The following is a 23,129-nucleotide window of genomic DNA, read 5'->3' as shown; positions in this document are numbered from 1 at the left end:
CCATCAGCGTTATAGAGATATCAAAGCATATAGTGTTATGAAAAACTGTTACTTTCTCATCGCTATCCTTGCTGCCGTGACCCTGCTATTCTCCTGTAGTAAGGAAATGAGCAGGGAAGATGATAATACCCCGCCAGCCAGCAACTGCGACTATGCCCCTTATACAAAAGGCTCTTCCTTTTCCTATATGAATGTGAATAGCGCGAAAGACACAATCCGGTATACATTTACTGTTTCAGGCGATACAACGATCAATGGAAACGTGTATAAAATTGTTGGCAACGACAGTGTTTTTACCTGCTCTAACTGTAAAGACGGCATTTATACCCAGGTAGCCAGTATCCTTACTTTTCAGGGATATAGTGCTGACGATCTGCGGCTCACCTATTTGAAAGATAACGCCCCTGCCGGTACCACCTGGAAAGATACCATTACCGTGAGCAATGGTGGTGCTACCAGCTCCGGCATCCTGGAATATACCATTACCCAGAAAGGGATTACTAAAAAAGTGAACGGGAAAGATTATGCGGAAGTGATCGCAGTAAGAATGGACGCTTACGCAATTATACTTAACAACCCGGTTTCGGTAGGCACCATCTCTACCAGTTATTACGGCCGTGGCGTGGGCCTGATAGAATCAGACCAGTTACAGGATACCACCACTATTGTTGGCTACACACTGCTGCCTTAATATTCCTTCCAAACCATTGTGAGTAAGCGTTCTACCGCTCTTCTCACGCTGGTGGCCGATTCATGGTGGTTATTCACCAGCACACTGAATACCAGCTGTTTATTTTTCTTTGTTACCAGGTAGCCACTGAGTGTAACTACCCCATTTATAGTGCCCGTTTTGGCATGTACAAATTGTTGCTGGTAGTAGTTTCTCAGCGTTCCTTTCCCGCCAGTAGGGAGGATCTCCCATAACCTTTCCTTTGGAAACTGTTGCTGCATCAACTGCAGCACAGCCACGAAATCGGCCGGCGAAAACAGGTTGTACCTGGAAAGCCCGGAGCCATCTTTCCATTGCGGCGAATCGGGTAGTCCTTTTAAGTCATTCGTTAACAGGTAGTCAATCATTTTTTCGCTGCTGATAGTATCCCATAGCAGTGATGATGCCATCATCAGGGTTTGTTCCGCATAGAAATTATCGCTGCGGTGCATCATCGGAACAAACATGGAATCCACCGGTATACTGCGGAGGATGTTAAACTTTACTTTGGGCGGTGTAACTGCCAGCCCTACACGCTTATGCAGGGTATCTTCCAGCCGTTGGCGTAAATCGGGTACAGACCCGGTAATAAAGGGCACCTCTGCATTAATGGTTTCCCGGCTGCGGGGATTATATTTCAGGGAGAAGAAATTATGGCGTTCGTCCCTGGCAGTGATGGCTTCGCTGAGGGTATCATCTACTGTAATATCCAGGTCAAAAGTAGCAGGCACAATGCTACTGCTATCGCCATGGTGGCTGATGCGTGCCACGTTACCGTACATCGGCCATTCGTTTAGCTCTGGTTGATAATCATCTGCATAATCATTCCAGGCCCAGCCTGAACCATAGCGCTGGTTCCTGTTTACGCCCGGCACCAGGTAAATCTTTTTATTGGTTTGCTGTAACAGCTGTAGCAAAGGCTGGTAGACAAATTCCGGGTGCAGGAAAGAAGGATCGCCCATTCCTTTTACAAACAAGGCAGTATCATTTTCATAATAGCGGGCAGCGGGTAAGGAGTCGCCCAACAGCTTCAACCCGGCATAGAGGGAGAAGATTTTCATGTTGGAAGCGGGTGTAAAAAATTTGTGATCCTGGTATTGGTACCAGTATTTTCCGGTAGCTGGTTCATAGATACAAATCCCCACGTGGGCCTGCTCCACAGGAGCGCGATGTAACAATTCCGATTCCGCCCATTTCCTGATGGCTGCTACCTGTGCAGTAGCTGTAATCAATAAAAACAGGGATGTTATCAGCAGGAATGTTCTTTTCATAGCAGGAAATTACGAATTGTACCTTACGAAATCAGGGATTTGTGAAAAGATCTGATGACAAATCCTTCCGCAAATCCCTGATCCGAAATGTTACTTGTTTACTTTTTCTCAGGTAAAATATTTGGTAATACCTGGTTTCGCATAAGCATAATTACCAGATGCGTCCGGCATTACCGGCGGTTGCGCATCAAATGAATATGTTTTAGGATGCAGGTCCAGACCGGAGTTCAATGCTACATTCCAATCAATTACCTGACCGGAATAGGTGGCTAACCGGCCTATAATAGCGCTCAGTGTTGCCTGGGCTCCTCTTTCGGCATCCGCAAATTTGTATTCTCCTTTCGCGATGGCGGCAAACAGTTCGTCGTGCTCAGTTTGATAAGGGTTGTTTTCTTTTTTCTTATCAAACTGGTACAATACTTTTCCTTTGTGATCCACAATTTGTGCTTTGTCACAGAGGATACGACCTTTTGTACCCACAATTTCTTCATCTACTTTGCTGGGCGCATCTTTCCAGTGGCGACACTGGCTGTTCATTACTACGCCGTTGGCGTAGCGGTATTCTACGTAGTGATGGTCATAAATTTCACCGAATTCTTTACCGGTACGTACAGCACGACCGCCCATACCTCCTGCTGTTACTGGTGTTTCGCCCATGAACCAGTTACCTACATCAATGTTATGGATATGCTGTTCTACGATATGATCACCACAGAGCCAGTTGAAGTAGTACCAGTTGCGCATCTGGTATTCCATTTCAGTATACTCTGGTTTGCGTGGTTTTACCCACAGGGCACCCTGGTTCCACCATACCTGTGCAGACAGCATATCGCCAATGATACCATCTTTATAGCGTTTGTACAGTTCGCGGTAAGAGTTTTGGTAGCGGCGTTGCAAACCTACTACTACATTCAGTTTTTTAGTTTTAGCTACAGCGGCGGCGTCAAGTACTTTTTTGATACCGGCGGGATCTGTGGCTACCGGCTTTTCCATAAACACATGCTTACCCTGGCGAATGGCTTCTTCAAAATGAAAAGGCCTGAAACCCGGAGGCGTCGCCAGTATTACCACATCGGCCAATGCGATGGCTTGTTTATATGCGTCGAAACCAATGAATTTATTGCTTTCCGGAACATTTACGCGGCTGGCTTTATCGCCCAATGCTTCTTTGATATTGGCGTAGCTGTCGGCCAGTCTGTCGGGGAATGCATCTGCCATGGCTACCAGTTGCACGTTTTCTTTGGTGCTCAGGGCCTGTGTAGCAGCGCCGGTACCACGGCCACCACAACCAATCAGTGCAATTTTAATGACATCATTAGATCCGGAGAAAAAGTTAGCTTTAGATAAAATAGGCATCGCCAGCAATCCACCCGCAAGCAAAGAGGTTTGCTTAACGAATTCGCGGCGGCCCTCACCGTGGAATTTCTTTTCGTTGTCCATGAAGAAGATTTTTTAGATTTTAGGATGTTGAGTTTTTCTAGCGTGCACCTTTATATTTCGCGATCATGTCTTCAAAAAACTGTTCGGCTTCTGCGGCTGTTGGTTGTTTGGCAGGACGCACAATTCTAAATCCAACAAAAGGGGCGTCGGCATTCCACCACGAGCTTTTAGGGATCTGTGGGTCGCGGCGGTTCCAAATGGGATCTGATTTCAGGCGGGCCGCACTACGCAGCAGCGGGGCTTCATCCTGGAAGCTACCACCTTTCAGCAGTCGTGGTGTTTTGGCAGTGGGAACCGTCCAGGGGTTTTGTACCTGTGCGTTGGCCACACCGTTTTCTTCGTACTGGTCCATGGTCCATTCTTCTACGTTGCCGAGCATATCATATAATCCCCAAGCGTTGGGTTTCAGTTGCGCTACTTTATGATATTTCTGTCCGCTGTTGTCTTTGTACCAGGCATATTCCTTCAATTGGGATGCATCAGCGCCAAAAGGATACGCGGTGGCAGATCCGGCTCGGCAGGCATATTCCCATTCTGCTGCGGTAGGCAGGCGATAAAATACGCCTGTTTTGATGTACAGCCATTTGCAATACATCAGGGCGCCGTATTGGCTCATACTGTTGGCAGGAAAACCGCCCGCTTTACCCATCCCTAAAGTAAGATCAATATATGGTGGGCTGGGACGGGTCATGCCATCCGGCACGGGTGTTTTATCTTTTTCCGCGTCAGAATAAACGTCGTATTCGTCGAAAGTCACTTCTGTAGCGCCTATCCAAAAGTCAGATACCTGTACCTCTTTAGCAGGGCCTTCATCATTCTTCCTGCCCTTTTCGTTATCTGGGCTACCCAGTTTAAAATTTCCTCCCTTGATGGCCACCATCTTGAAACTGACATCTGTGCCGGGAATTTGCTGGCTATAAGTTTCGAACGCCTGATTCGATTGCGCTACTACCACCTGGCTGAGTAGACCACTCAGCAGTAAGGCCACATACGGTTTAGTCATCTAACGTGATTGAAAATATAAAGTGGGTGAATTTAAAAAAAAGCAATCTGGAAAGCAATATTTTTTGATGAATGCGAATAATGGCTGATGAATTGAAAATTTTTCATGAATATTAGCATTTCCTTGCAAAACCTATTAAATTTAACGCTATCATTACCTATAATCAATTCTAACGTTATGGAAAGAAGAAAATTCCTGCAAAACGGCACCCTGGCCGGCATTTCAGCACTGGCGCTGGGCAGCATTGGCAATACCGCACAAGCCGCAGCAGGCAGTAATAGTAACGATTTGAAAGGAAAACCCTTTAACCTGAACTACGGTCCGCATGATGGCATGTTTAAAAACAATGCCGGCGAAAATTTCCTTGACCAGATAAAATACGCATACGACCAGGGCTTCCGCTCAATCGAAGATAATGGTATGTTAGGGCGCCCGTCCGCAGAGCAATCCAAAATAGGAGAACTGCTGAATAAATTAGGCATGCAAATGGGCGTGTTTGTAGTAGATACCGGCAACAACTGGAAAACTTCACTGACTACCGGTAAACAGGAATTTAAAGATGCGTTTATTAAAACCTGTAAAGACAGCGTAGAAACTGCCAAACGCTGTAACGCAAAATGGGCTACTGTTGTTCCTGGATTCTTTGACCGTAACTTACCTATGGGTATTCAAACCGCACATGTGGTAGACGCCCTGCGCGCTGGTGCAGAAATATTTGAGCCACATGGTTTGGTGATGGTACTGGAACCACTGAGCGATACACCTGAACTATTTCTCCGCACCGCAGAACAGAGCTATGAAATCTGTAAAGCCGTGAAAAGTCCCTCCTGCAAGATTCTATACGACATCTATCATATGCAGCGCAATGTGGGCAACCTGATCCCGGTATTGGATATGTGCTGGGATGAAATTGCCTATATACAGATTGGCGATAATCCCGGCCGTCAGGAACCGGGCACCGGCGAAATCAACTATAAAAATATTTTTAAGCATCTCCACAAAAAAGGATACAACGGCGTGCTGGGCATGGAACATGGCATCTCCGGCAAAGGTAAAGAAGGAGAAGCTGCCCTGATTAAAGCTTACAGGGAAGCCGACAGCTTCCTGTAAGAATTACGAATTTCAAATTACGAATTACGGATTTGTGACGAGATAGACGCGAATGTTCGCGTTTACTGTTTCCTCACAAATCCGTAATTCGTAATTTGAAATTCGTAATTCTTTTTTCGTTATCTTAACTAGTAAAACAATCTGCTATGGGTTTTCTGATCCGCATACTAGTTAGTGCCTTAGCCGCCATGTTAACCGCTTACCTGTTGAAGCCTGCAGTAAAAGTTGATGACTTCATTACCGCGCTGATCCTGGCTTTGGTATTAGCCCTATTAAATGCGTTGGTAAGGCCATTGCTTGTTGTACTTACCTTCCCGGTTACGATTATTACACTGGGTTTATTCCTTTTTGTTATCAATGCATTGATTATTCTGTTGGCAGCAAAGCTGGTACCAGGCTTCAAAGTAGATGGTTTCTGGTGGGCATTGCTGTTCAGTATTATCATGACCATCATCAATAGCGTGATGCTCAGTATTGCAGGTAATAACAACGATTAGTTTTACCTCACTGCCTGTTAAACAACCCACCCATGTACTTTGACCGGTCGGACCTGAGCGATCCCCAATTACAATCTTTCTATAAAGCGCTGCTGTATCCGCGGCTGATAGAGGAAAAGATGCTGTTGCTATTGCGACAGGGAAGAATCAGTAAATGGTTTTCAGGCATAGGCCAGGAAGCTATTGCCGTAGGCGCCACCCTGGCACTGGATACAGACGAATGGATCATGCCCCTGCATCGCAACCTCGGCGTATTTACCACGCGTAACATGCCCCTGGATAAACTACTGCTGCAATGGCAAGGTAGCGAACACGGCTACAGCAAAGGACGGGAGCGCTCCTTCCACTTTGGCAGCCGGGAACATCATATCTGCGGTATGATTTCGCACCTGGGACCACAACTGTCTATCGCCGATGGCATCGCGCTTGCACATCAGTTGAAAAAAGAAAAGAAAGTATCCCTGGCCTTTACCGGCGAAGGAGGTAGCAGTGAAGGCGAATTCCATGAAGCCCTCAATGTGGCTGCTGTGTGGGGACTCCCGGTTATCTTTCTCATAGAAAATAATGGCTACGGGCTGAGTACGCCCGTTGCAGAACAATATCATTGTGCCAGCCTGGTGGATAAAGCCATCGGGTACGGCATGGAAGGCGTACAGGTAGACGGTAACAACCTGCTGGAAGTATACCAAACCGTGCGTACTGCGCGTGCATATGCAATTCAACAGCAAAAACCGGTGTTGATAGAAGCGATGACCTTCCGCATGCGGGGCCATGAAGAAGCCAGTGGCGTGAAATATGTGCCCCCTGCCCTCTTTGAGGAATGGGGAAAGAAAGATCCTATACTGCAATATGAGGCCTGGCTGCAGGAAGCCAATATCTTTACTGCTGCTGATATTACGGCCATTCGCGAGGAACTGAAACACGATATTGAAGCGGCGGTAGCCCGTGGATTGATAGACACGCCTATTGTTGCCAATACATCAATAGAAGTCAACGACCTGTACGCCCCCGCTCCCGCCGTGGTAGCTGCTACAGGCCTATCTTCCGAAAAACGTTTTATCAATGCTATCTCCGATGGCTTAAAGCAAGCCATGGAAAAGCATCCTGAGCTTATCCTCATGGGGCAGGATATTGCTGAATATGGTGGTGCCTTTAAAATCACAGAGGGCTTAGTAGAAATTTTTGGGAAAGACAGGGTACGCAACACCCCGTTATGTGAAAGTGCTATTGTGGGCACTGCACTGGGACTCTCTATTGGCGGCTTCAAAAGCGTGATGGAGATGCAGTTTGCCGATTTTGTTACCTGTGGTTTTAATCAGATCGTGAATAACCTGGCTAAAATACACTACCGCTGGGGACAACCCGCCGATGTGGTGATTCGCATGCCCACCGGCGCCGGTGTTGGGGCCGGGCCTTTCCACTCCCAGAGTAACGAAGCGTGGTTTACGCATGTTCCTGGCCTCAAAGTGGTATATCCTGCCAGCCCGGCAGACGCCAAAGGCTTGCTGGCGGCGGCTATTGCCGATCCCAACCCTGTCATGTTTTTTGAGCACAAAGCCCTTTACCGGAGTGTGACCGGAAATGTACCGGAAGATTATTACACGATTGAGATTGGAAAAGCCGCGCTCATACAGCCCGGAGAAGATATCAGCATTATCACCTATGGCAGTGGTGTTCACTGGGCCATGGAGTATGCCATCCAGCATCCGGAAATCTCTATCGGTATCCTGGACCTGCGTACCCTGGTACCGCTGGACTACACTGCTATCCGCGAGATAGTAGCCGCCACCGGCAAAGTGCTGGTACTCCACGAAGACACGCTCACGGGTGGCTTTGGGGCAGAAATTGCCGCATGGATTGCCGAACACTGCTTTTCCCTCCTGGATGCCCCGGTAATGCGATGCGCCAGCCTCGACACCCCTATCCCGTTTGCGGGGGCGCTGGAAAAAAATTTTCTGGCCAAATCAAGGCTGGATGAGTCTATTGCACAATTAACCACATGGTAATAGCGCCTTTGATTGGGAATTTGGGTCGAAAGTTTTAATTTGCACCCGGAATTAAATAAATCATTATACTATGTTGACGAATCTTTTAACAGTAGTACACACCACTAACTTTTATAAAGTTGGCGATAGTATTGGTCACTTTTTGGCGCCTGTAGCCATTATTGTTTTTGCTGCAATGTTTATTTACGCCTGGGTGAAGTACGCAAAAATCTAACAACATCCGCTTTTTCACATCGCACTATACAACAAAAGGCTTCCTATATGGGAAGCCTTTTGTATATCTGCATTAGTGCTTGCGTATCTTTTAGTCAATACCTCCTCTATCAAATCCTTCTACGCCGGCTCAGACGAACGGAGCGCCTCAACATCCCCAATGTTACCCTGCTTCTATTCTTCCGGGCGGATATGCAGATTATAATACTGTTCGGTATAGCGGAGATTCTCCTCATCAAAGCATACAAATATCACCTCTTCCATTTCAGGATGTGTTTCCAAATATTTCACGACGGTATTCATTGCAATAAAAGCCGCCAGGTCTTTAGGGAAATGATAAATCCCGGTGCTGATATTGGGAAAAGCCACTGACTTCAAATGATGCCTGGACGCCAGCTCCAGGGAGTGCTGATAGCAGTTGGCCAGTAACTTCTCTTCCTGGTGGGTTCCATTATTCCATACAGGTCCAACGGTGTGGATAACGTGTTGGGCTGGTAAACGCCCTGCGGTAGTAATCACGGCTTCACCGGTTTTACAACCTCCCTGCCGGGCCACAATAGCCCTGCAGTCAGCCAGTATCGCAGGTCCTCCGGCTCTGTGGATGGCGCCGTCTACACCTCCTCCACCTAGCAAAGAAGAATTGGCTGCATTAACAATAGCATCGGCTTTTACTTTGGTGATATCGCCCTGGATAATTTTGATTTTTCGGTATGCCATCGTTATACAGTTCTTACGTACACAAGTTTTCCGGTTTTCTTACCACTTTCCCGGATATCTATTTCGAAATTAGGAAAGCTTTTCAGCAGTTGTAATAGCTTATTGTAGCCGTAGTTACGGGCGTCAAAATCGGGTTGCTTCTTCAGTAACAGGTTGCCCAATTCGCCCAGGTAGGCCCATCCATCTTCGTCTGCGATGTCATTAACGCTGGTGGATAACAGGGAAATCAATTGCTTATCCGCTTTGCTGATGCTATTTCTTTTGCTTTTGGAAGATTTTGTTTTGCCACTGGTGTCTGTATCTCCCTCTATATCTGTATCGGTGTCAGCATCGGCTTTTTTCCGTACCTGCAATATTTCCAGGTAAATGAATTTATCACAAGCCGCCCGGAATGCGCTGGGTGTTTTCTTCTCTCCCATACCATACACGCGCATCCCCGCCTCGCGGAGACGGGTGGCCAGGCGGGTAAAATCACTATCGCTTGATACGAGGCAAAATCCATCCACCCGACCGGTATATAAAATGTCCATGGCGTCTATAATCATGGCCGAATCGGTAGCATTTTTTCCGGAGGTATAACTGTATTGTTGAATGGGTGTAATCGCGTAGTCCAGCAGTACGCTCTTCCAGCCCACTACAGTGGGTTTGGTCCAATCGCCATAAATTCTCTTAAAGGTTGGGTTGCCATATTTCGCTACTTCTTCAAGCATACCCTTGATATTGTGATAAGGTATATTGTCTGCGTCTATCAGTACCGCCAGGCGGAGGTCACTTGTGGTATTATCCATTGTTTTTTGTTTTTGGGATGAAGGGTCAACACTAACAAATGTAGCCAATTACTGAAAACTAAAAACGTGTTAGTTACAGCCTGTTTTTACTGTAACTAACACGTTTTTTTATATTGGTGAAAAACTATTTGAGATAGGAACGGATCATCCAGGCCAGTTTCAGGTGTTTTTGCAACATTTGCGTAGCAAAATCCGCAGCGCCTTTGTCCTTATACTTGGTATCAAATTCGTCGATCAGTCTGCGCAGGTTGCGGATAATAGTTTCATGATCATCCAGTAATTCCTGCAACTGTGTTTTCTGATTGTTGGAATATTCAGATTCCAGCAGGTTGGTGAGTTTCAATACGTCTGCATAGCGCCCTTGTGCATAATGTCCGATGGAGCGGATATATTCTGCTACTTCATCGCCATATTCTTCCAGTTCTTCATATTGTTCTTCGAAGAACTTGTGCATTTCCATGAAGTTGCTGCCTTCGATATTCCAATGTGAGTTTCTTGTTTTAGCATAAATCAACAATTCATCTGCTAAAACTTTGTTCAATTCTAATGCTATTTGTTTCGTGTGTTCTGCTGATACACCAATGTTTATTTTCATATCACGGCTTTTTTTGGTTACTATAAATTTACTAATTCCGCTAACAGATAATGATGATAGTTGTCATGATTTAACAACCGGTTAATATAAACAGGTATAACCCTGTTTTTGTTCATGCTGTTTCGGCGCCAATTACTTTGCTAAAATTGTACCATAGTTCCTAATTTTGCGGACATGTATCAGTCGACCGGAAGAATTTATACCCTTCATTTCATACTACTTTGCCTTAGCAATGCCCTCTTTTCCGCCAGCTTTAACATGATGATTCCAGAGCTGCCAGCTTATCTTACCCGGATGGGTGGCGCAGATTATAAAGGATATATCATTGGTTTGTTTACATTAATGGCGGGGCTTTCACGGCCTTTCAGCGGTAAACTTACGGATACTATTGGGCGGGTGCCGGTAATGATTTTCGGATCACTTATCTGTGTGATTTGTAGCTTGCTATACCCCATGATCAGCTCTGTGGGCGCGTTCCTGTTATTACGCTTCTTCCATGGGTTTTCTACAGGATTTAAGCCTACAGGGACTTCCGCTTATGTATCCGATATGGTACCTGTGAACCGGCGTGGGGAAGCAATGGGAATGGTAGGTTTGTTCAGCACCATTGGTATGGCGATGGGACCGGCTATTGGCGGCTACGTAGCTGTAAGATGGAATATTAACATTATGTTCCAGTTGTCGGCGGTGTTTGCGTTATTGTCAGTTGTGATCCTGATTGGCATGAAAGAAACACTGACAAATAAGCAGCCCTTCCGTTTATCGTTACTGAAAATTTCCGGTGATGAAATTTTTGAACCGCTGGTGTGGTCTCCCGTAATTGTTTGTTTTCTTACCTATTTCAGTTATGGTGTGATACTTACGATTATACCCGACTTCTGTGCCTTCCTGGGCATCTCCAATAAGGGTGTATTCTATACTTTCTTTACGGCCAGTTCTATTGGTATCCGGCTGTTGGCTGGCAAGGTATCTGACCAATACGGGCGGGTTCCTATATTGAAAGCGTCTTCCATCCTGATGGCTGGTTCTATGTTGATGATGGGGCTCGCCAATAGCAGTACTTTATTGATGGCATCGGCCGTGTTATATGGTATATCGGTTGGGCTTAATTCACCGGCTGTAACCGCATGGACTGTCGATTTGGGCCAACCCCAGCACCGTGGGCGCGCATTGGCGAGCATGTATATTGCGATGGAAGCAGGTATTGGGCTGGGGGCTTATTTCTCAGCCTTTATTTACAACAACAAATCGGATAACTTCCCCCTCACATTTTATGTGATGGCAGGTATTACATTGCTGGCTACTTTATATCTCAGCTTTATTTATCGTCCCCGGAAAACGGAGCAATCGGTGATGTAGCAGGTGTGTAACCAGTTTGCTACCGGGTAAGTGTGCGTAAGCTATCTTATAAATGGTTTACTGTAGGGCAAGTAAGCATATTATTGAAACGCCCTCCATGCTTTATGTAATGGAGGGCGATATCATTTTAGGATTCAAGTATCCTGTTTTCTTCAGATGTGGAAGTTTCAGATATTCCTTCTTGGCCGGATGGCAGATCAACCGGGATTATCGTGATGGTCTCTTCTTCCAGTGGCAGCGGTTCTGCCGTCATTTCTTTGGGCAGCGTTTTCTTATTATCCAGCCCCAGCTTACGCATTTTCTCAGCACGCCCTACCAGGTTACCATTGCCGGTGAGAAGCTTATTCATGGCGCTATCATAAACGTTCTGGCTACGTTTCAGGTGTTCCCCGATCAAGCCCATATCTTCTGCGAAGCCTACAAATTTATCATACAGCGCACTGCCCTGCCGCACTATTTCCTCCGCATTTTTATTCTGTTTATCCAGTCGCCACATATTATCGATTACCCGCAGTGTGGCCAGCAAGGAAGGTACACTCACCAATATGATTCTTTTACGGAAGGCAAAGTCGTACAGATCTTCATCCTGCTGCATGATGGCCAGCGCATAAGCCGGCTCAATGGGGATAAACAGCATTACAAAGTCGGTTGTATTTTTATAGAGTGTATGATATGCTTTGGCGCTTAATTCGCTGATGTGGTTTTTTACCGATTGCAGGTGCATTTTCAGCGCATACTTTTTATCATCCTCTGTGGTGGCGCTGCAATACTGTTCATATGCTTTCAATGATACCTTTGAGTCGATGACCAACTGCCTGTTTTCAGGTAGTTGCAGTACCATATCCGGTTTTCTCAATTGCCCGGTCTCATCTCTTTGCGCGTCCTGTGTGAAGTAATGCACGCCCTTTTCCAGGCCCGAAGCTTCCAGCACCCGTTCCAGTATCATTTCTCCCCAGTTCCCCTGTTTCTTGGTATCCGCCTTCAGGGCATTGGTCAGGTTATTGGCTTCTTTAGAAAGGGTTTGGTTGAGCAGCAGCAACCGCTGTAGTTCATTCTTCAACTCTGTACGCTGGGCCGTTTCCGCCAGCAACGATTGTTGTACACTACTGCGGAAGTTATCTATCTTTTCAGATAAGGGCTTCAGCACATCATCCATCTTCACCTTATTCTGTTCCATAAAGGTGCCGGAGATCCGCTGTAACAGTTGCTGGGCAATATTTTCAAATTGTACTTTAAAGTCCTGCTGTACCTGTTGCAATCTTTCCTTTTCTCCCAGCAGTTGTTGCTGCAGGTATTTGTTTTGCTCCATCAGGCGCCCCTGCTCAGACATTAATACGGAAAACTCTTCGTTTATCCGTTCCAGTTGCTGCTGCTTCTCTTTCACCAACGCGGCTTTATCATCCAGCATGCTTTGCAGGTAATCCTGTTTGGCTTCCAGCAAATGGTATTGCTCCTGCTGAGCGGCATAACCAGCCTGTAGATTAGAGTAACTGGCCTGCACTGCGGTGAGTTGCGCCGCCTGCGCAGCTTCCTGTGCCTGCTGTGCTTTTTGTTGCTGCTTCACTGCAAATAAAGCATATCCCAGTACCAGCAAGCCTATTCCCGAAATAATCAATAATATCAGCATGATAATCTTCCCCCTTTACAATAATACTTTTTTTCTACGCATTGAATTTGCGTTGCGGATATCTTGTCTGGATCAGGAGTAAACCGATTAGGCTGATTTCCTTTACCAGAAGCGAAATAAAAAAATTCGGGAAGACATAAGTGGATAAACTCACTCATATCTTCCCGAAAACTTATAAAAATAAAATCAGTCTAATCGGTTTACTCCTGATCCAGACAATATGCATTATAACCGCTCGTACAGCTTACGCAGTCTTTCGCGGGTCATGATTTCTTTCCAGTCTTTACCCAGGGCGTTTTCCCAGAGTGGCGCCATACCCAGTGATACATTGATCATGGTATCAAACTGCTCATCTGTTAAGCCTTTGGTAATACCCTGAGGGATATCAATATTGTGCTTTTTCACCATTTCCTTGAACTTTGCCACGCCTTCGGGATAAAACTCCTCCAGCTTGTCAAACACGATACAGTTACCAATACCATGTTTAGTCCCCAGCAGGTATGCCAGTCCATAGCTCACCGCATGCGCTACCCCTACCTGGGAATAAGCAATGCTCATACCACCGGCATAGGATGCCATCATCAGTTTCTCATCTGCATCATCATCCCATTGCGCTTTCTGCAGGAAAATTTCTTCACACAGTTCCTGTGCCTTTTCCCCGTAAGATTGACTGAATGCGTTCAGATAAGTACCCTGCAACGATTCCACACAGTGAATGAAGCAGTCCATTGCAGTATAAAAGCGCTGGTTAGGCTCCACTGTTTTAGTCAGCGAAGGATCCAGTACAATTTGATCAAAAGGCGTAAAATCTGAGTTCATACCCAGTTTACGGGTAGGGCCTGTTAATACGCAGGTACGGCTTACTTCCGCACCGGTACCGGAAATGGTAGGAATACCTACTTTATATACACCCGCTACCTTTACGAGATCCCAGCCCTGATAGTCGGCAGAAGAACCTACGTTTGTCATCATCAAAGCTACTGCTTTGGCCATGTCCATTACAGAACCGCCACCAATGCCAATGATACCGGATACGGTACCAAATTCAGCCTTCAGCTCATCACGGATTTTATCTACCGTCTTGGTTTTAGGTTCATCCGTTACATCAATCACCACAATCTTGTCCTTACCTTGTAACGGTATGCGGGACAAAAATTCCTGCTTATCCTGGAAATACTCATCCACAAAAAATATCATGGGAGCATCACCTACTCGCTTAGGGGCTATTATTTCACCCAGCTGATCAAAACATCCGCTGCCGTAAACTACATAGTCCACCATTTTAAAGTTCCTGAATTTCATATATCCCTGTTAGTTAGATGTTATAAAAGTTTTGCTGCTTTCTCCAGGTCTTCCGGAGTATCAATTTCCACGCCCATGTAAGCTGTTACCACCATTTTCATAGGGATACCATTTTCCAGGTAGCGCAAACATTCAATTTTTTCAGCAGCTTCCAACGGAGTTACCGCCATCTGCGTGAAGTCCAGTAATGTTTGTTTGCGGAAAGCATAAATACCGATATGCTCGTAATAAATCGACTGCACGTTTTTATCCCTTGGATAAGGAATCACGGAGCGGGAGAAAAACAGGGCGTTGAAGTTTTTATCTACTGCTACTTTTACATAGTTAGGATCTTCTATGGAAGCCGGATCTTTCAGTACCTGCATCAGTGAGGCTACCTGTACTTTTTTACCTTCTTCCCCTTCAAATACCTTCAGCAACTTTTCCAGTGGCTCTTTTTGTGTAAATGGCTCATCTCCCTGAACATTCACTACAATATCCACATCCATGCCCACAACGGCTTCGGCTATACGATCGGTACCACATTCATGCTCCTTTTGGCTCATGACTGCCTTTCCGCCATTATTAACAATTTCATTGTAGATCAGTTCACTGTCTGTTACCACCATGACTTCATCAAATACCCCGGTATTGACAGTTGATTCGTAGGTACGCAGAATCACAGATTTGTCGCCCAGTTTAGCCATCATTTTACCAGGAAAACGGGAGGCACCATAACGGGCAGGTATCAACGCAACTTTTCTCATGTTATATATTTTGTCTCATAAAGATGCAGAGAAGCAAGGGCGAAAAGGAGCGAAGATTTAAATTTCTTTGCGCCTTTACCTCTCTGCATCTTTGCGAGCTTATAATGCGCTTTTTACAGCCTTCACCAGCTTTTCAGCTCTTTCCTGGATTTCTGTATCGCTCCAGCCCAGGTTAATAGGAGTGGAAATGTTTCTGCCGATGATGGCGTCAGAAGCTGGGAATTCTTTTGTTTTATACACTTCCATGGCTTGTTTCAGCTCTTTCGCAAAAGGAGTTAATACGGCTCCTTCTTTGAAGTGCTGCCACTGACGGATGTAGTGCCAGTTGTTATTGTAGTAGTGGAATGCTACCAGGCCGGCTGCCTTCATAGCAGCAGCAGCTTTCTCCGCGCTGGCTGTATCCGGCAGGAAGAACGACAGGAAAGTAGCGCTATCACCAGCTTCATCTGGCAAGCGGCGGAAAGTTACGCCAGGCACGGTAGCCAGCGCATCTTTGAATATTTTCTTGGTTTTACGTTGTATCGTGAGGAAGTTGTCGAGTTTGCGGATTTGTGCCAGCCCCACTGCAGCATGCAATTCGGAGATACGGTAGTTGTAGCCTATAAACGGATGCAGGTCTGCACCACGGTCTACACCAAGGTGATCATGTCCGTGATCCGTATATCCGTCACATTTAGTATAAACGTCTTTGTTGTTGGTAATGATGGCACCACCTTCTGCGCAGGTAATGGTTTTTACAAAGTCGAAAGAGAACGTACCGGCGTCACCGATAGATCCCAGGGCTTTACCTTTGTAAGAGGCGCCGAACGACTGGCACGCATCTTCCAGCAGGAAGAGATTATGTTTTTTGCAGATCGCCTGCAAGGCATCCAGATCGGCCATAGCACCGCACATATGCACCGGCATTACTGCTTTGGTACGTGGAGTGATAGCAGCTTCCACGGCTTTAGGATCCAGGGTGAGGGTATCATCCACATCTACCAGCACCGGGGTGGCACCTACAGAAAATACGGATTCAAAGCTGGCAACAAATGTAAAGGTGGGCATGATGATTTCATCGCCGGCACCGAGTCCGAGTGCAGCCATTGCCGTAGTTAATGCGGCAGTACCACTGGAAGCAAGCTGGGTATACTGTACATTCAGTTTATCGCAAATGGCCTGTTCCAGCTCTTTTGCTTTCCAGATGCCTTTACGCGGACCATCAAATCCATAACGCATCATGATACCGGTTTCCAGTACGTCGTTTACTTCTTTCCTTTCCTCGGCTCCAAATAGTTCATATCCGGGCATAAACTGTTGATTTTTAAATATAATTGTAAGTGATGTGCAAAAAATAATGCTGCAAAGTTACTATAATCAGCATTGCGTTACATCGGAAAAACTGTTTATCTTTTGCTAAAAATTTAACATGCGTTTTATTCTGTTCCTTATGCTATTGGGTGCTACCGCAGGCGTGCCCGCGCAAGCCCAGCAAGCCCCTTCCGGCGACCAACAAAAAATTACCGCCCTCATGACGGCGCAAACCACCGCCTGGAATAACGGAGATATTGAAGGCTTTATGCAAACCTACTGGCATTCCGACTCCTTGCTATTCGTTGGTAAAAGCGGCATTACTTACGGTTGGCAAGCCACTTTAGACCGTTACAAGAAAACCTATCCCGATGCCACTACCATGGGTAAACTGGATTTTAAATTACTGGAATTCAAGCCCCTCGCCGCTAATGTATACCTGTTAGTGGGTAAATGGCATCTGCAACGCAGCATTGGTGACCTGGAAGGGCATTTCAGCCTGATATTGAAGAAAATAAAGGGAGAATGGAAAATTATAGAAGATCACACCAGCTAAAAAAAACCATCCTATGATTAGGATGGCCGTTATACACCACAACATTAAAGAAGTTCGGGACTTCTTCATCTAAAAAAATAGCGTTTTCAATCAGATATGGTAATATGTTAATGCTTTGTTTTTTTTGATTTTTCACTGTCCCTCACTGCCTTGTTTTCCTTTTCAGGTGTATCGGACAACCGGCCATGTAAAGGGTTACGTGTAGTGGTACCCTTGTCCTGGTCCAGTATGTCTGCCGGTTTCTTCTTCCTTTGCTGATAATCGTCGGAGTAGTTCTCTGCTGCACGTTTTTTCATGATATCACTCGTTTGAAGATGAAAAATTTAAGTGTTCAACAATAGGGGGTCACAAAGACTATTCCACCGCGGAAATGGGCCATTTTTGACGTGATAGCGAACTGTATACGGGGCATCCGCTCCACAAACGGCTGATTCACAATGGGAAAGAAATACAACGACTAACTGCGGAGATATAGCAGTTGTGATTAACATTAGATTTACAAAAGCTATAATCAATCTTTCATATCTACTTCCTATCTTTGGTTCACGTTTTAACCCATAACCTCTGGTCAACCAACTATAGTTTTAATCAAGTTCCTGCCTAAAGCCTCTTTTTAGTTTTAATCCAAGTCCTGTTTAGAACCCGGTATCTATTTACTATAACTTATTACTGGTTATGTCCGGGAAAATTATCCGTACTGCCGTCATCGCGATGGCCACTATTTTTTATTGCAGTTGCACCAAAACCGCCGGTGTTACCCCCATTGAAGCAGGCAAAAATCCGCCGGCTGACACTTCTGTTGTTCCTGAAAATAAGGTAGACCGCAACGCTTTGCTGGTATTGGTGAATGGACTTCGCAGTCGTGGCTGCAAGTGTGGAACAGATCAAATGCCCGCGGTAGGAGCACTTACCTGGAATGGCCTGCTGGAAAAAGCTGCTTACGATCATAGCAAAGACATGTCGATCAATAAATACTTTGATCACAATTCCCCCAGTGGCTCTACTCCCGGCGCCCGCCTGGATGCTGCCGGCTATAAGTGGAATTACTATGGAGAAAATATTGCCTCCGGCAACATGGATGAGCAGGCTGTCATCCTGGGCTGGTTAAATAGCCCAAAACACTGTCATAATATGATGGATCCAATGTTTACAGAAATTGGAGTAGGCCGCTACAATAGTAGCTGGACCATGGAGCTGGGCAAAAGAAATGCAGTGCATTAATCACGGCGCACTCATTTTTTTACGCCAGGCGCGCCTTACATAATAGAGGTAAGCAAGCAGGGTAATACCAAACCAGGAGTAGAAAAAGATCATCCGGCCGGGGGTAGACGCCTCCGGCTCTGCAAAGCCAAGATACAGGCCCAGGAATATATTGCTTAACATCCAGAATAAACCGATGAAGATGGTGCGCATGATTTTTATGAGGAAGTGAAACAACTCATAATCCATCTTATTAGGATCTTCCGGCGGTTTTTCCTGGTTTTCTGTTGTAACGGGTTCTTCTGCCATAGTAAATGATATGCACTACTAAGGTATGCACAGTTTTGCAAGTGCAGCACTATCTCCTTTAAATACATTGAAATCAACAGTGGTCCGGATCCCATTTACCCGCCCAATATCGCTGTGTTGCCAAAACAGCCAGCTGCGGTCTGAACGGGGCTTTTCCTTCTGGTAGTAGTGCGCAATCCATAATGGGTAACGGTCGAATTCGTTGCCCAGGTAGGTTTCATAAAAATGAATATTGGTGTAAATAATAGGCTTCACCTTATACACCTTCTCCATTTCCTCCAGCCAGATCTTTGCGGTGCTCCGGATCACCGCTGCCGGCTGATTATTGCTGGTTTCTATATCCAGCACTGGCGGCAGATCTCCGGATTGCAGGTCTGCTACATTATGAAAGTTAATTGCCTGCTTCAACGGATCGCGGGTAGCATAAAAGAAGTGATATGCCCCCCTGATAATGCCGGCCTTCCCTGCCCTGTCCCAATTTTGTTTAAAGGCGGCGTCCTGGCGGGTGATACCCTCGGTGGCCTTAATAAAGGCAAAGGATATACGAATTTTATCCACCTGCATTTGCTTAACAGCCTGCCAGTTAATCTCCTTCTGAAACTTAGACACGTCAATCCCATGAATTTTGTAATTCACCGGCATATCTATTCCAAATTCCTCATACCTCACAAAGGTGATCCCTTTATCTCGCTCTTTCCACCATATATAGGCCAATACAGCCACTATTATTAATAATAATCTGATCCAGATGCTTTTCACTTTGCTTCAGTTAGTTGCAGGGTAATTGGGTAAGGATGCTGTAATAATTGCCGACAGTCCTTTTTTTTCAGCAAGTATAGGCTATAATTTGTTTAAAGGGGCTACTTTTACAACGGTCAAGTGAATTTTTATGCCCGATTTTAACCTGAAGGATACCCTTAATTTGTTTTCCAAATTCACCTTTCGTCGCGGTGTTAACGCCGGAAAAGTACTTGGAAGCTATTTTATGAGTAAATGGACTGGAAAGCCTGTTCAATGGGGATATCCTATTTCTATTTCCTTTGAGCCTACCACTTCCTGCAACCTTCGCTGCCCGGAATGTCCCAGTGGATTAAGGGCTTTTACACGCCCCACCGGGATGCTGGAACAGGATTTCTTCAGGAAAACCATCGATGAGATTTCCAAAGAGCTCCTCTACCTGATTTTTTATTTTCAGGGAGAACCTTACCTCAACACCGGCTTCCTTGACATGGTAAAATATGCTTCTTCTAAAGGCATTTATACCGCCACTTCCACCAATGCCCATTATCTCACGGATGCCAATGCCAAAAAAACTGTAGAAAGTGGACTGGACAGGCTGATCATCTCTATAGATGGTACTACCCAGGACGTATACACGCAGTACCGCGTAGGAGGCCACCTGGACAAAGTGATCCAGGGCGCCAAAAACATTGTGAAGTGGAAAAAAGAATTGAATTCTTCCAAACCCTTTGTATTCTTCCAGTTCCTGGTAGTAAAACCCAATGAACACCAGATAGAAGACATAAAGAAACTGGCAAAAGAAATAGGTGTAGACCAGGTGCGGTTTAAAACAGCACAGGTATATGATTATGAAGAAGGCAATCGCTTAATTCCTACCATCGACAAATACTCCCGGTACCATCGTAATGAAGACGGTACCTACGCCATTAAAAATAAACTCGGTAATCATTGCTGGCGCCTGTGGCATTCACCGGTTGTTACCTGGGATGGCCTTGTAGTACCCTGCTGCTTCGATAAAGATGCACAACACCGCCTCGGCGATCTGAAAAAAGAGTCTTTCAAAGCACTATGGCATAACAAAGAGTATATCCGTTTCCGTAGTCAGATCCTCGAAACCCGTAAAAACATAGATATCTGCGCTAACTGTAGTGAAGGCACCAAAGTGTGGGGCTAAACCTATCCAGTTACATTATTTTTCTGATTGATAACCAGTCTATTACTACGTTTATAGTTTAAATACTACAAAAATAGTTTTTAAACTACAAAAATAGTAATAGATTAGTGTTATGAAGAAACTATCCCGTAAAGAAGAAGAGTTAATGCAGGTAATATGGGACCTGGAAAAAGCATTTGTAAAAGATGCCATTGAACATTTACCCGATCCCAAGCCGCATTACAACACCATTGCCACGCTTATGAAGCGCCTGGAAGAAAAAGGATATCTCGCCCATCATGAATATGGGGGCTCCTACGAGTATTATCCGGTCATTAAAAAAGAAAGCTACAAAGATACCTTCATGAAAAAGGTACTCAACACCTTCTTTGATAACTCCTATCTCAATATGCTGGCTTATTTCGCCAAAGAAGAAAAAATCAGTCCGGAAGAAATGAAGGAACTGGTGAAGATGATTGAGAAAGATAAAAAATAACGTGTATGCCTACCCTGTTTTTATATATCCTGCAAGCATCAGGATGTATGACGCTCTTATATCTCCTTTATATCACCTGCTTTAAGCGGGAAACATTTTATCGTTACAACAGGATACTGTTGCTGAGTGCTTTCATTTGTTCGGCACTCCTCCCATTGTTGCCTGTTCCCGCCTTACAATCAGCGCCAGCGCCGGATGCGCCCAATACTATGGTGTATTTCAATAACACTCCTTCCGCCCAGGTACATACATCAGCGCATCCGGTTGCAACATCTCCGTGGTGGGAACCATTGATGCAGCGTGCTGCCGCCGGGATGCTGGCAGTATATATTGGGATAGCACTGCTACTCCTGCTGGTACACGCCCTGCAACTGATAAAGATCCGGCAACTGGCTAAAACCGGGCAGGCATATACCCAAAATAATATCCGGTATGTGCAAATATCCGGGCTTACCGCCCCCTTCTCTTTTCTCCGGATGATCTTTTTTGACCCTAACGCCCACGAGCCTACGGAGTTACAGCATATACTAAGGCATGAAGAGGCGCATGTACAACAGCGTCACACTGTGGATATCCTGCTGTCAGCGTTATACTGCTGCATCTGTTGGATAAACCCTTTTGCCTGGCTGTGTAAAAAGTCGCTGCAACTAAACCTGGAATACCTGGCGGATGAAGCTGCGCTGCAGGCTTTTGACCGGTCCACTGATTACCAATTCAGCTTAATAAAGGTGGGAACGTTGCGCAGCCCGGTGGGCATTGTGAGTCATTTCAGCAAATCATTCATTAAAAACAGAATACTTATGATGAACAAAACCCAATCTCCACGTATGCGTACCTGGCGGTACCTGTTGCTGCTGCCGGTACTGTGCCTCACGGCCGGGCTCCTGTCTGCTACTTCCGCGAACAAACTGCCATCTGATAGCAACAAATATCTGCTCATTGAAAAAGGCGTGATACATGGAATGGTAACACCCTTAACCACAGATCGGGATCTGGCAGATATGAAGGTGGCTTTACGTGCAAAAGGTGTCAGCATTACTTTTTCAGGGATAAAACGCAATGCCGCTGGTGAAATTACCAATATTGGCGTTGAAGCGACCTACCGTTATATAACAGTCAATGACGTGTCCTTCGCCTCCCCTATCAAACCTATCTTTTTCTATTTTGGTGATGATGTCGGAATTGGTCTGGGGCCGCAAGCGCTTCGTCAAACGCCTAAAGTCCTGATTGATCGTGCCATTGCGGAAAGTAATGGTTGGTTACGAGGTATCACTACTGATAGCTCTATCCTCAGCCGTTTTCCTGGTGGCGAAGAGGCATATAGAAAAACTATTGCGAGAAACACACGTTACCCCAGGCTTTGTTTGGAAGAAAATATTGTGGGAGATGTGTGGGTCCAGTATAAAATCCAGCCCAACGGTACAATAACAGATGTAGAAGTATTAGAAGCAGCTCACAAAGCTTTGGGAGAAGAAGTAAAACGGGTTGTGTCTTCTTTCCCTTCTTTTAAAGCGGATCCCGCAGGTAAAACTGAAACGGTAACTCTTTCTGTAGCTTATATACTTGAAGATGATGCTACTGGAAAGCATTTAGAAGGAATACATACCAGGAAAACCGAAATAACTGTTGTTGGTTTCGGTATTAAAAAATAATTATTCCGCCATAGGTTCCTTCTTCTTTTTCCTGGACTTTGTCACTTTATTAAACAGGTTGATACCCAGCTGAACGCCTATAAATTCCAGGACAGTCATTAACGCCCCGGTAGCAAAATTCTTTACTTTACCACTTCCCCAGGCCATCTTAGCCACATTAAAGGCTATGTTGAAGGCACTCGTATGCTTGGCGCTACCGGGGATCACTGTATTCAGGGCCATCTTTTTATAGTTGTCCCTGAAATAATCTACCCGGTTACCCATTTCATGTTCTAATTCTTTGGAGCGCATTTTCAAACGGGCAATTTCCAGCTCCAGTGATTCGAAGCTGTTTATTTTTTTAGGCATG

Annotated in this window: 25 protein-coding genes; 11 read left to right on the top strand and 14 right to left on the bottom strand. The window is 45.4% G+C overall.

Going from position 1 to position 23,129, the window contains the following annotated elements; genetic code table 11:
• Positions 1-37: 37 nt before the first annotated feature.
• The gene (locus J7623_RS00815; RefSeq protein ID WP_291916092.1) at positions 38-691 is read left to right on the top strand and encodes a hypothetical protein; all 654 of its coding nucleotides are present in this window, start codon (positions 38-40) and stop codon (positions 689-691) included.
• Here the strand turns inward: J7623_RS00815 and J7623_RS00810 are convergent.
• From J7623_RS00810 to J7623_RS00800, 3 genes are all read right to left on the bottom strand, one after another.
• The gene (locus J7623_RS00810) at positions 688-1,980 is read right to left on the bottom strand and encodes a D-alanyl-D-alanine carboxypeptidase (protein ID WP_291916089.1); all 1,293 of its coding nucleotides are present in this window, start codon (positions 1,978-1,980) and stop codon (positions 688-690) included. The two genes, J7623_RS00815 and J7623_RS00810, sit on opposite strands and share 4 nt — an antisense overlap.
• Positions 1,981-2,088: 108 nt before the next feature.
• Positions 2,089-3,420 carry a Gfo/Idh/MocA family oxidoreductase gene (locus J7623_RS00805; protein WP_291916087.1) on the bottom strand — a complete coding sequence of 444 codons (1,332 nt, stop codon included), beginning with the start codon at positions 3,418-3,420 and terminating at the stop codon, positions 2,089-2,091.
• 37 nt (positions 3,421-3,457) lie between these two features.
• Positions 3,458-4,423: an SUMF1/EgtB/PvdO family nonheme iron enzyme gene (locus J7623_RS00800; protein WP_291916085.1), complete on the bottom strand. Its 966-nt coding sequence runs from the start codon at positions 4,421-4,423 to the stop codon at positions 3,458-3,460.
• A gap of 177 nt (positions 4,424-4,600) precedes the next feature.
• Here J7623_RS00800 and J7623_RS00795 point away from each other — a divergent pair, with 177 nt between their 5' ends.
• From J7623_RS00795 to J7623_RS00780, 4 genes are all read left to right on the top strand, one after another.
• Positions 4,601-5,533, top strand: coding sequence for a TIM barrel protein (locus tag J7623_RS00795; protein ID WP_291916083.1), 933 nt, complete (start codon positions 4,601-4,603; stop codon positions 5,531-5,533).
• Positions 5,534-5,679: 146 nt separating this feature from the next.
• On the top strand, positions 5,680-6,030 hold the full coding sequence (locus J7623_RS00790) for a phage holin family protein (protein WP_291916081.1): 351 nt from the start codon (positions 5,680-5,682) through the stop codon (positions 6,028-6,030).
• 32 nt (positions 6,031-6,062) lie between these two features.
• Positions 6,063-8,036 (top strand): dehydrogenase E1 component subunit alpha/beta, encoded by a 1,974-nt coding sequence (locus J7623_RS00785; RefSeq protein WP_291916079.1) that lies wholly within the window; start codon positions 6,063-6,065, stop codon positions 8,034-8,036.
• A 70-nt stretch (positions 8,037-8,106) separates the two neighbouring features.
• Positions 8,107-8,250: a hypothetical protein gene (locus J7623_RS00780; protein WP_211970874.1), complete on the top strand. Its 144-nt coding sequence runs from the start codon at positions 8,107-8,109 to the stop codon at positions 8,248-8,250.
• A 173-nt stretch (positions 8,251-8,423) separates the two neighbouring features.
• Here J7623_RS00780 and J7623_RS00775 read toward each other — a convergent pair whose 3' ends face one another.
• From J7623_RS00775 to J7623_RS00765, 3 genes are all read right to left on the bottom strand, one after another.
• Complete coding sequence (locus J7623_RS00775) at positions 8,424-8,966, bottom strand: O-acetyl-ADP-ribose deacetylase (RefSeq protein ID WP_291916075.1); 543 nt, start codon at positions 8,964-8,966, stop codon at positions 8,424-8,426.
• A gap of 2 nt (positions 8,967-8,968) precedes the next feature.
• Positions 8,969-9,754 (bottom strand): NYN domain-containing protein, encoded by a 786-nt coding sequence (locus J7623_RS00770; RefSeq protein ID WP_291916073.1) that lies wholly within the window; start codon positions 9,752-9,754, stop codon positions 8,969-8,971.
• Positions 9,755-9,878: 124 nt separating this feature from the next.
• On the bottom strand, positions 9,879-10,349 hold the full coding sequence (locus J7623_RS00765) for a DNA starvation/stationary phase protection protein (protein WP_291916070.1): 471 nt from the start codon (positions 10,347-10,349) through the stop codon (positions 9,879-9,881).
• A gap of 174 nt (positions 10,350-10,523) precedes the next feature.
• Here J7623_RS00765 and J7623_RS00760 point away from each other — a divergent pair, with 174 nt between their 5' ends.
• A complete protein-coding gene (locus J7623_RS00760; protein ID WP_291916068.1) occupies positions 10,524-11,708 on the top strand; it encodes an MFS transporter in 1,185 nt (394 codons plus the stop codon).
• Between the two features lie 127 nt (positions 11,709-11,835).
• Here J7623_RS00760 and rmuC read toward each other — a convergent pair whose 3' ends face one another.
• From rmuC to J7623_RS00740, 4 genes are all read right to left on the bottom strand, one after another.
• On the bottom strand, positions 11,836-13,335 hold the full coding sequence (gene rmuC / locus J7623_RS00755) for a DNA recombination protein RmuC (RefSeq protein ID WP_291916065.1): 1,500 nt from the start codon (positions 13,333-13,335) through the stop codon (positions 11,836-11,838).
• Between the two features lie 225 nt (positions 13,336-13,560).
• Complete coding sequence (locus tag J7623_RS00750) at positions 13,561-14,637, bottom strand: iron-containing alcohol dehydrogenase family protein (RefSeq protein WP_291916062.1); 1,077 nt, start codon at positions 14,635-14,637, stop codon at positions 13,561-13,563.
• Between the two features lie 20 nt (positions 14,638-14,657).
• A complete protein-coding gene (gene kdsB / locus J7623_RS00745) occupies positions 14,658-15,383 on the bottom strand; it encodes a 3-deoxy-manno-octulosonate cytidylyltransferase (protein WP_291916060.1) in 726 nt (241 codons plus the stop codon).
• Between the two features lie 99 nt (positions 15,384-15,482).
• A complete protein-coding gene (locus J7623_RS00740) occupies positions 15,483-16,673 on the bottom strand; it encodes a DegT/DnrJ/EryC1/StrS family aminotransferase (RefSeq protein WP_291916057.1) in 1,191 nt (396 codons plus the stop codon).
• Between the two features lie 118 nt (positions 16,674-16,791).
• Between J7623_RS00740 and J7623_RS00735 the strand changes: the two genes are divergently transcribed.
• Positions 16,792-17,229: a nuclear transport factor 2 family protein gene (locus J7623_RS00735; RefSeq protein ID WP_291916055.1), complete on the top strand. Its 438-nt coding sequence runs from the start codon at positions 16,792-16,794 to the stop codon at positions 17,227-17,229.
• Positions 17,230-17,336: 107 nt separating this feature from the next.
• On the opposite strand, the gene J7623_RS00730 is transcribed toward J7623_RS00735, so the two are convergent.
• The gene (locus J7623_RS00730; RefSeq protein WP_291916053.1) at positions 17,337-17,525 is read right to left on the bottom strand and encodes a hypothetical protein; all 189 of its coding nucleotides are present in this window, start codon (positions 17,523-17,525) and stop codon (positions 17,337-17,339) included.
• A 379-nt stretch (positions 17,526-17,904) separates the two neighbouring features.
• Here J7623_RS00730 and J7623_RS00725 point away from each other — a divergent pair, with 379 nt between their 5' ends.
• Entirely contained in the window at positions 17,905-18,450 is a 546-nt protein-coding gene (locus J7623_RS00725; protein WP_291916050.1) for a CAP domain-containing protein, read from the top strand.
• Here J7623_RS00725 and J7623_RS00720 read toward each other — a convergent pair whose 3' ends face one another.
• Positions 18,451-18,738, bottom strand: coding sequence for a hypothetical protein (locus J7623_RS00720; protein ID WP_291916047.1), 288 nt, complete (start codon positions 18,736-18,738; stop codon positions 18,451-18,453).
• An 18-nt stretch (positions 18,739-18,756) separates the two neighbouring features.
• Positions 18,757-19,497 (bottom strand): GH25 family lysozyme, encoded by a 741-nt coding sequence (locus J7623_RS00715; RefSeq protein WP_291916045.1) that lies wholly within the window; start codon positions 19,495-19,497, stop codon positions 18,757-18,759.
• Between the two features lie 130 nt (positions 19,498-19,627).
• Here J7623_RS00715 and J7623_RS00710 point away from each other — a divergent pair, with 130 nt between their 5' ends.
• The 3 genes from J7623_RS00710 (at position 19,628) to J7623_RS00700 (ending at position 22,780) form a co-directional block, all read left to right on the top strand.
• Positions 19,628-20,653, top strand: coding sequence for an SPASM domain-containing protein (locus J7623_RS00710; protein ID WP_291916042.1), 1,026 nt, complete (start codon positions 19,628-19,630; stop codon positions 20,651-20,653).
• A gap of 112 nt (positions 20,654-20,765) precedes the next feature.
• A complete protein-coding gene (locus tag J7623_RS00705) occupies positions 20,766-21,128 on the top strand; it encodes a BlaI/MecI/CopY family transcriptional regulator (protein ID WP_291916039.1) in 363 nt (120 codons plus the stop codon).
• A 5-nt stretch (positions 21,129-21,133) separates the two neighbouring features.
• Entirely contained in the window at positions 21,134-22,780 is a 1,647-nt protein-coding gene (locus tag J7623_RS00700) for a M56 family metallopeptidase (protein WP_291916037.1), read from the top strand.
• Here the strand turns inward: J7623_RS00700 and J7623_RS00695 are convergent, their stop codons facing one another.
• A complete protein-coding gene (locus tag J7623_RS00695) occupies positions 22,781-23,128 on the bottom strand; it encodes a hypothetical protein (protein WP_291916034.1) in 348 nt (115 codons plus the stop codon).
• Position 23,129: the final 1 nt, after the last annotated feature.

Origin of the sequence: Chitinophaga sp. (assembly GCF_017745275.1) — a bacterium.
Classification (GTDB): domain Bacteria; phylum Bacteroidota; class Bacteroidia; order Chitinophagales; family Chitinophagaceae; genus Chitinophaga.
The sequence above is the reverse complement of the archived record's forward strand: the minus strand, read 5'-3'. Positions and strand labels throughout refer to the sequence as shown.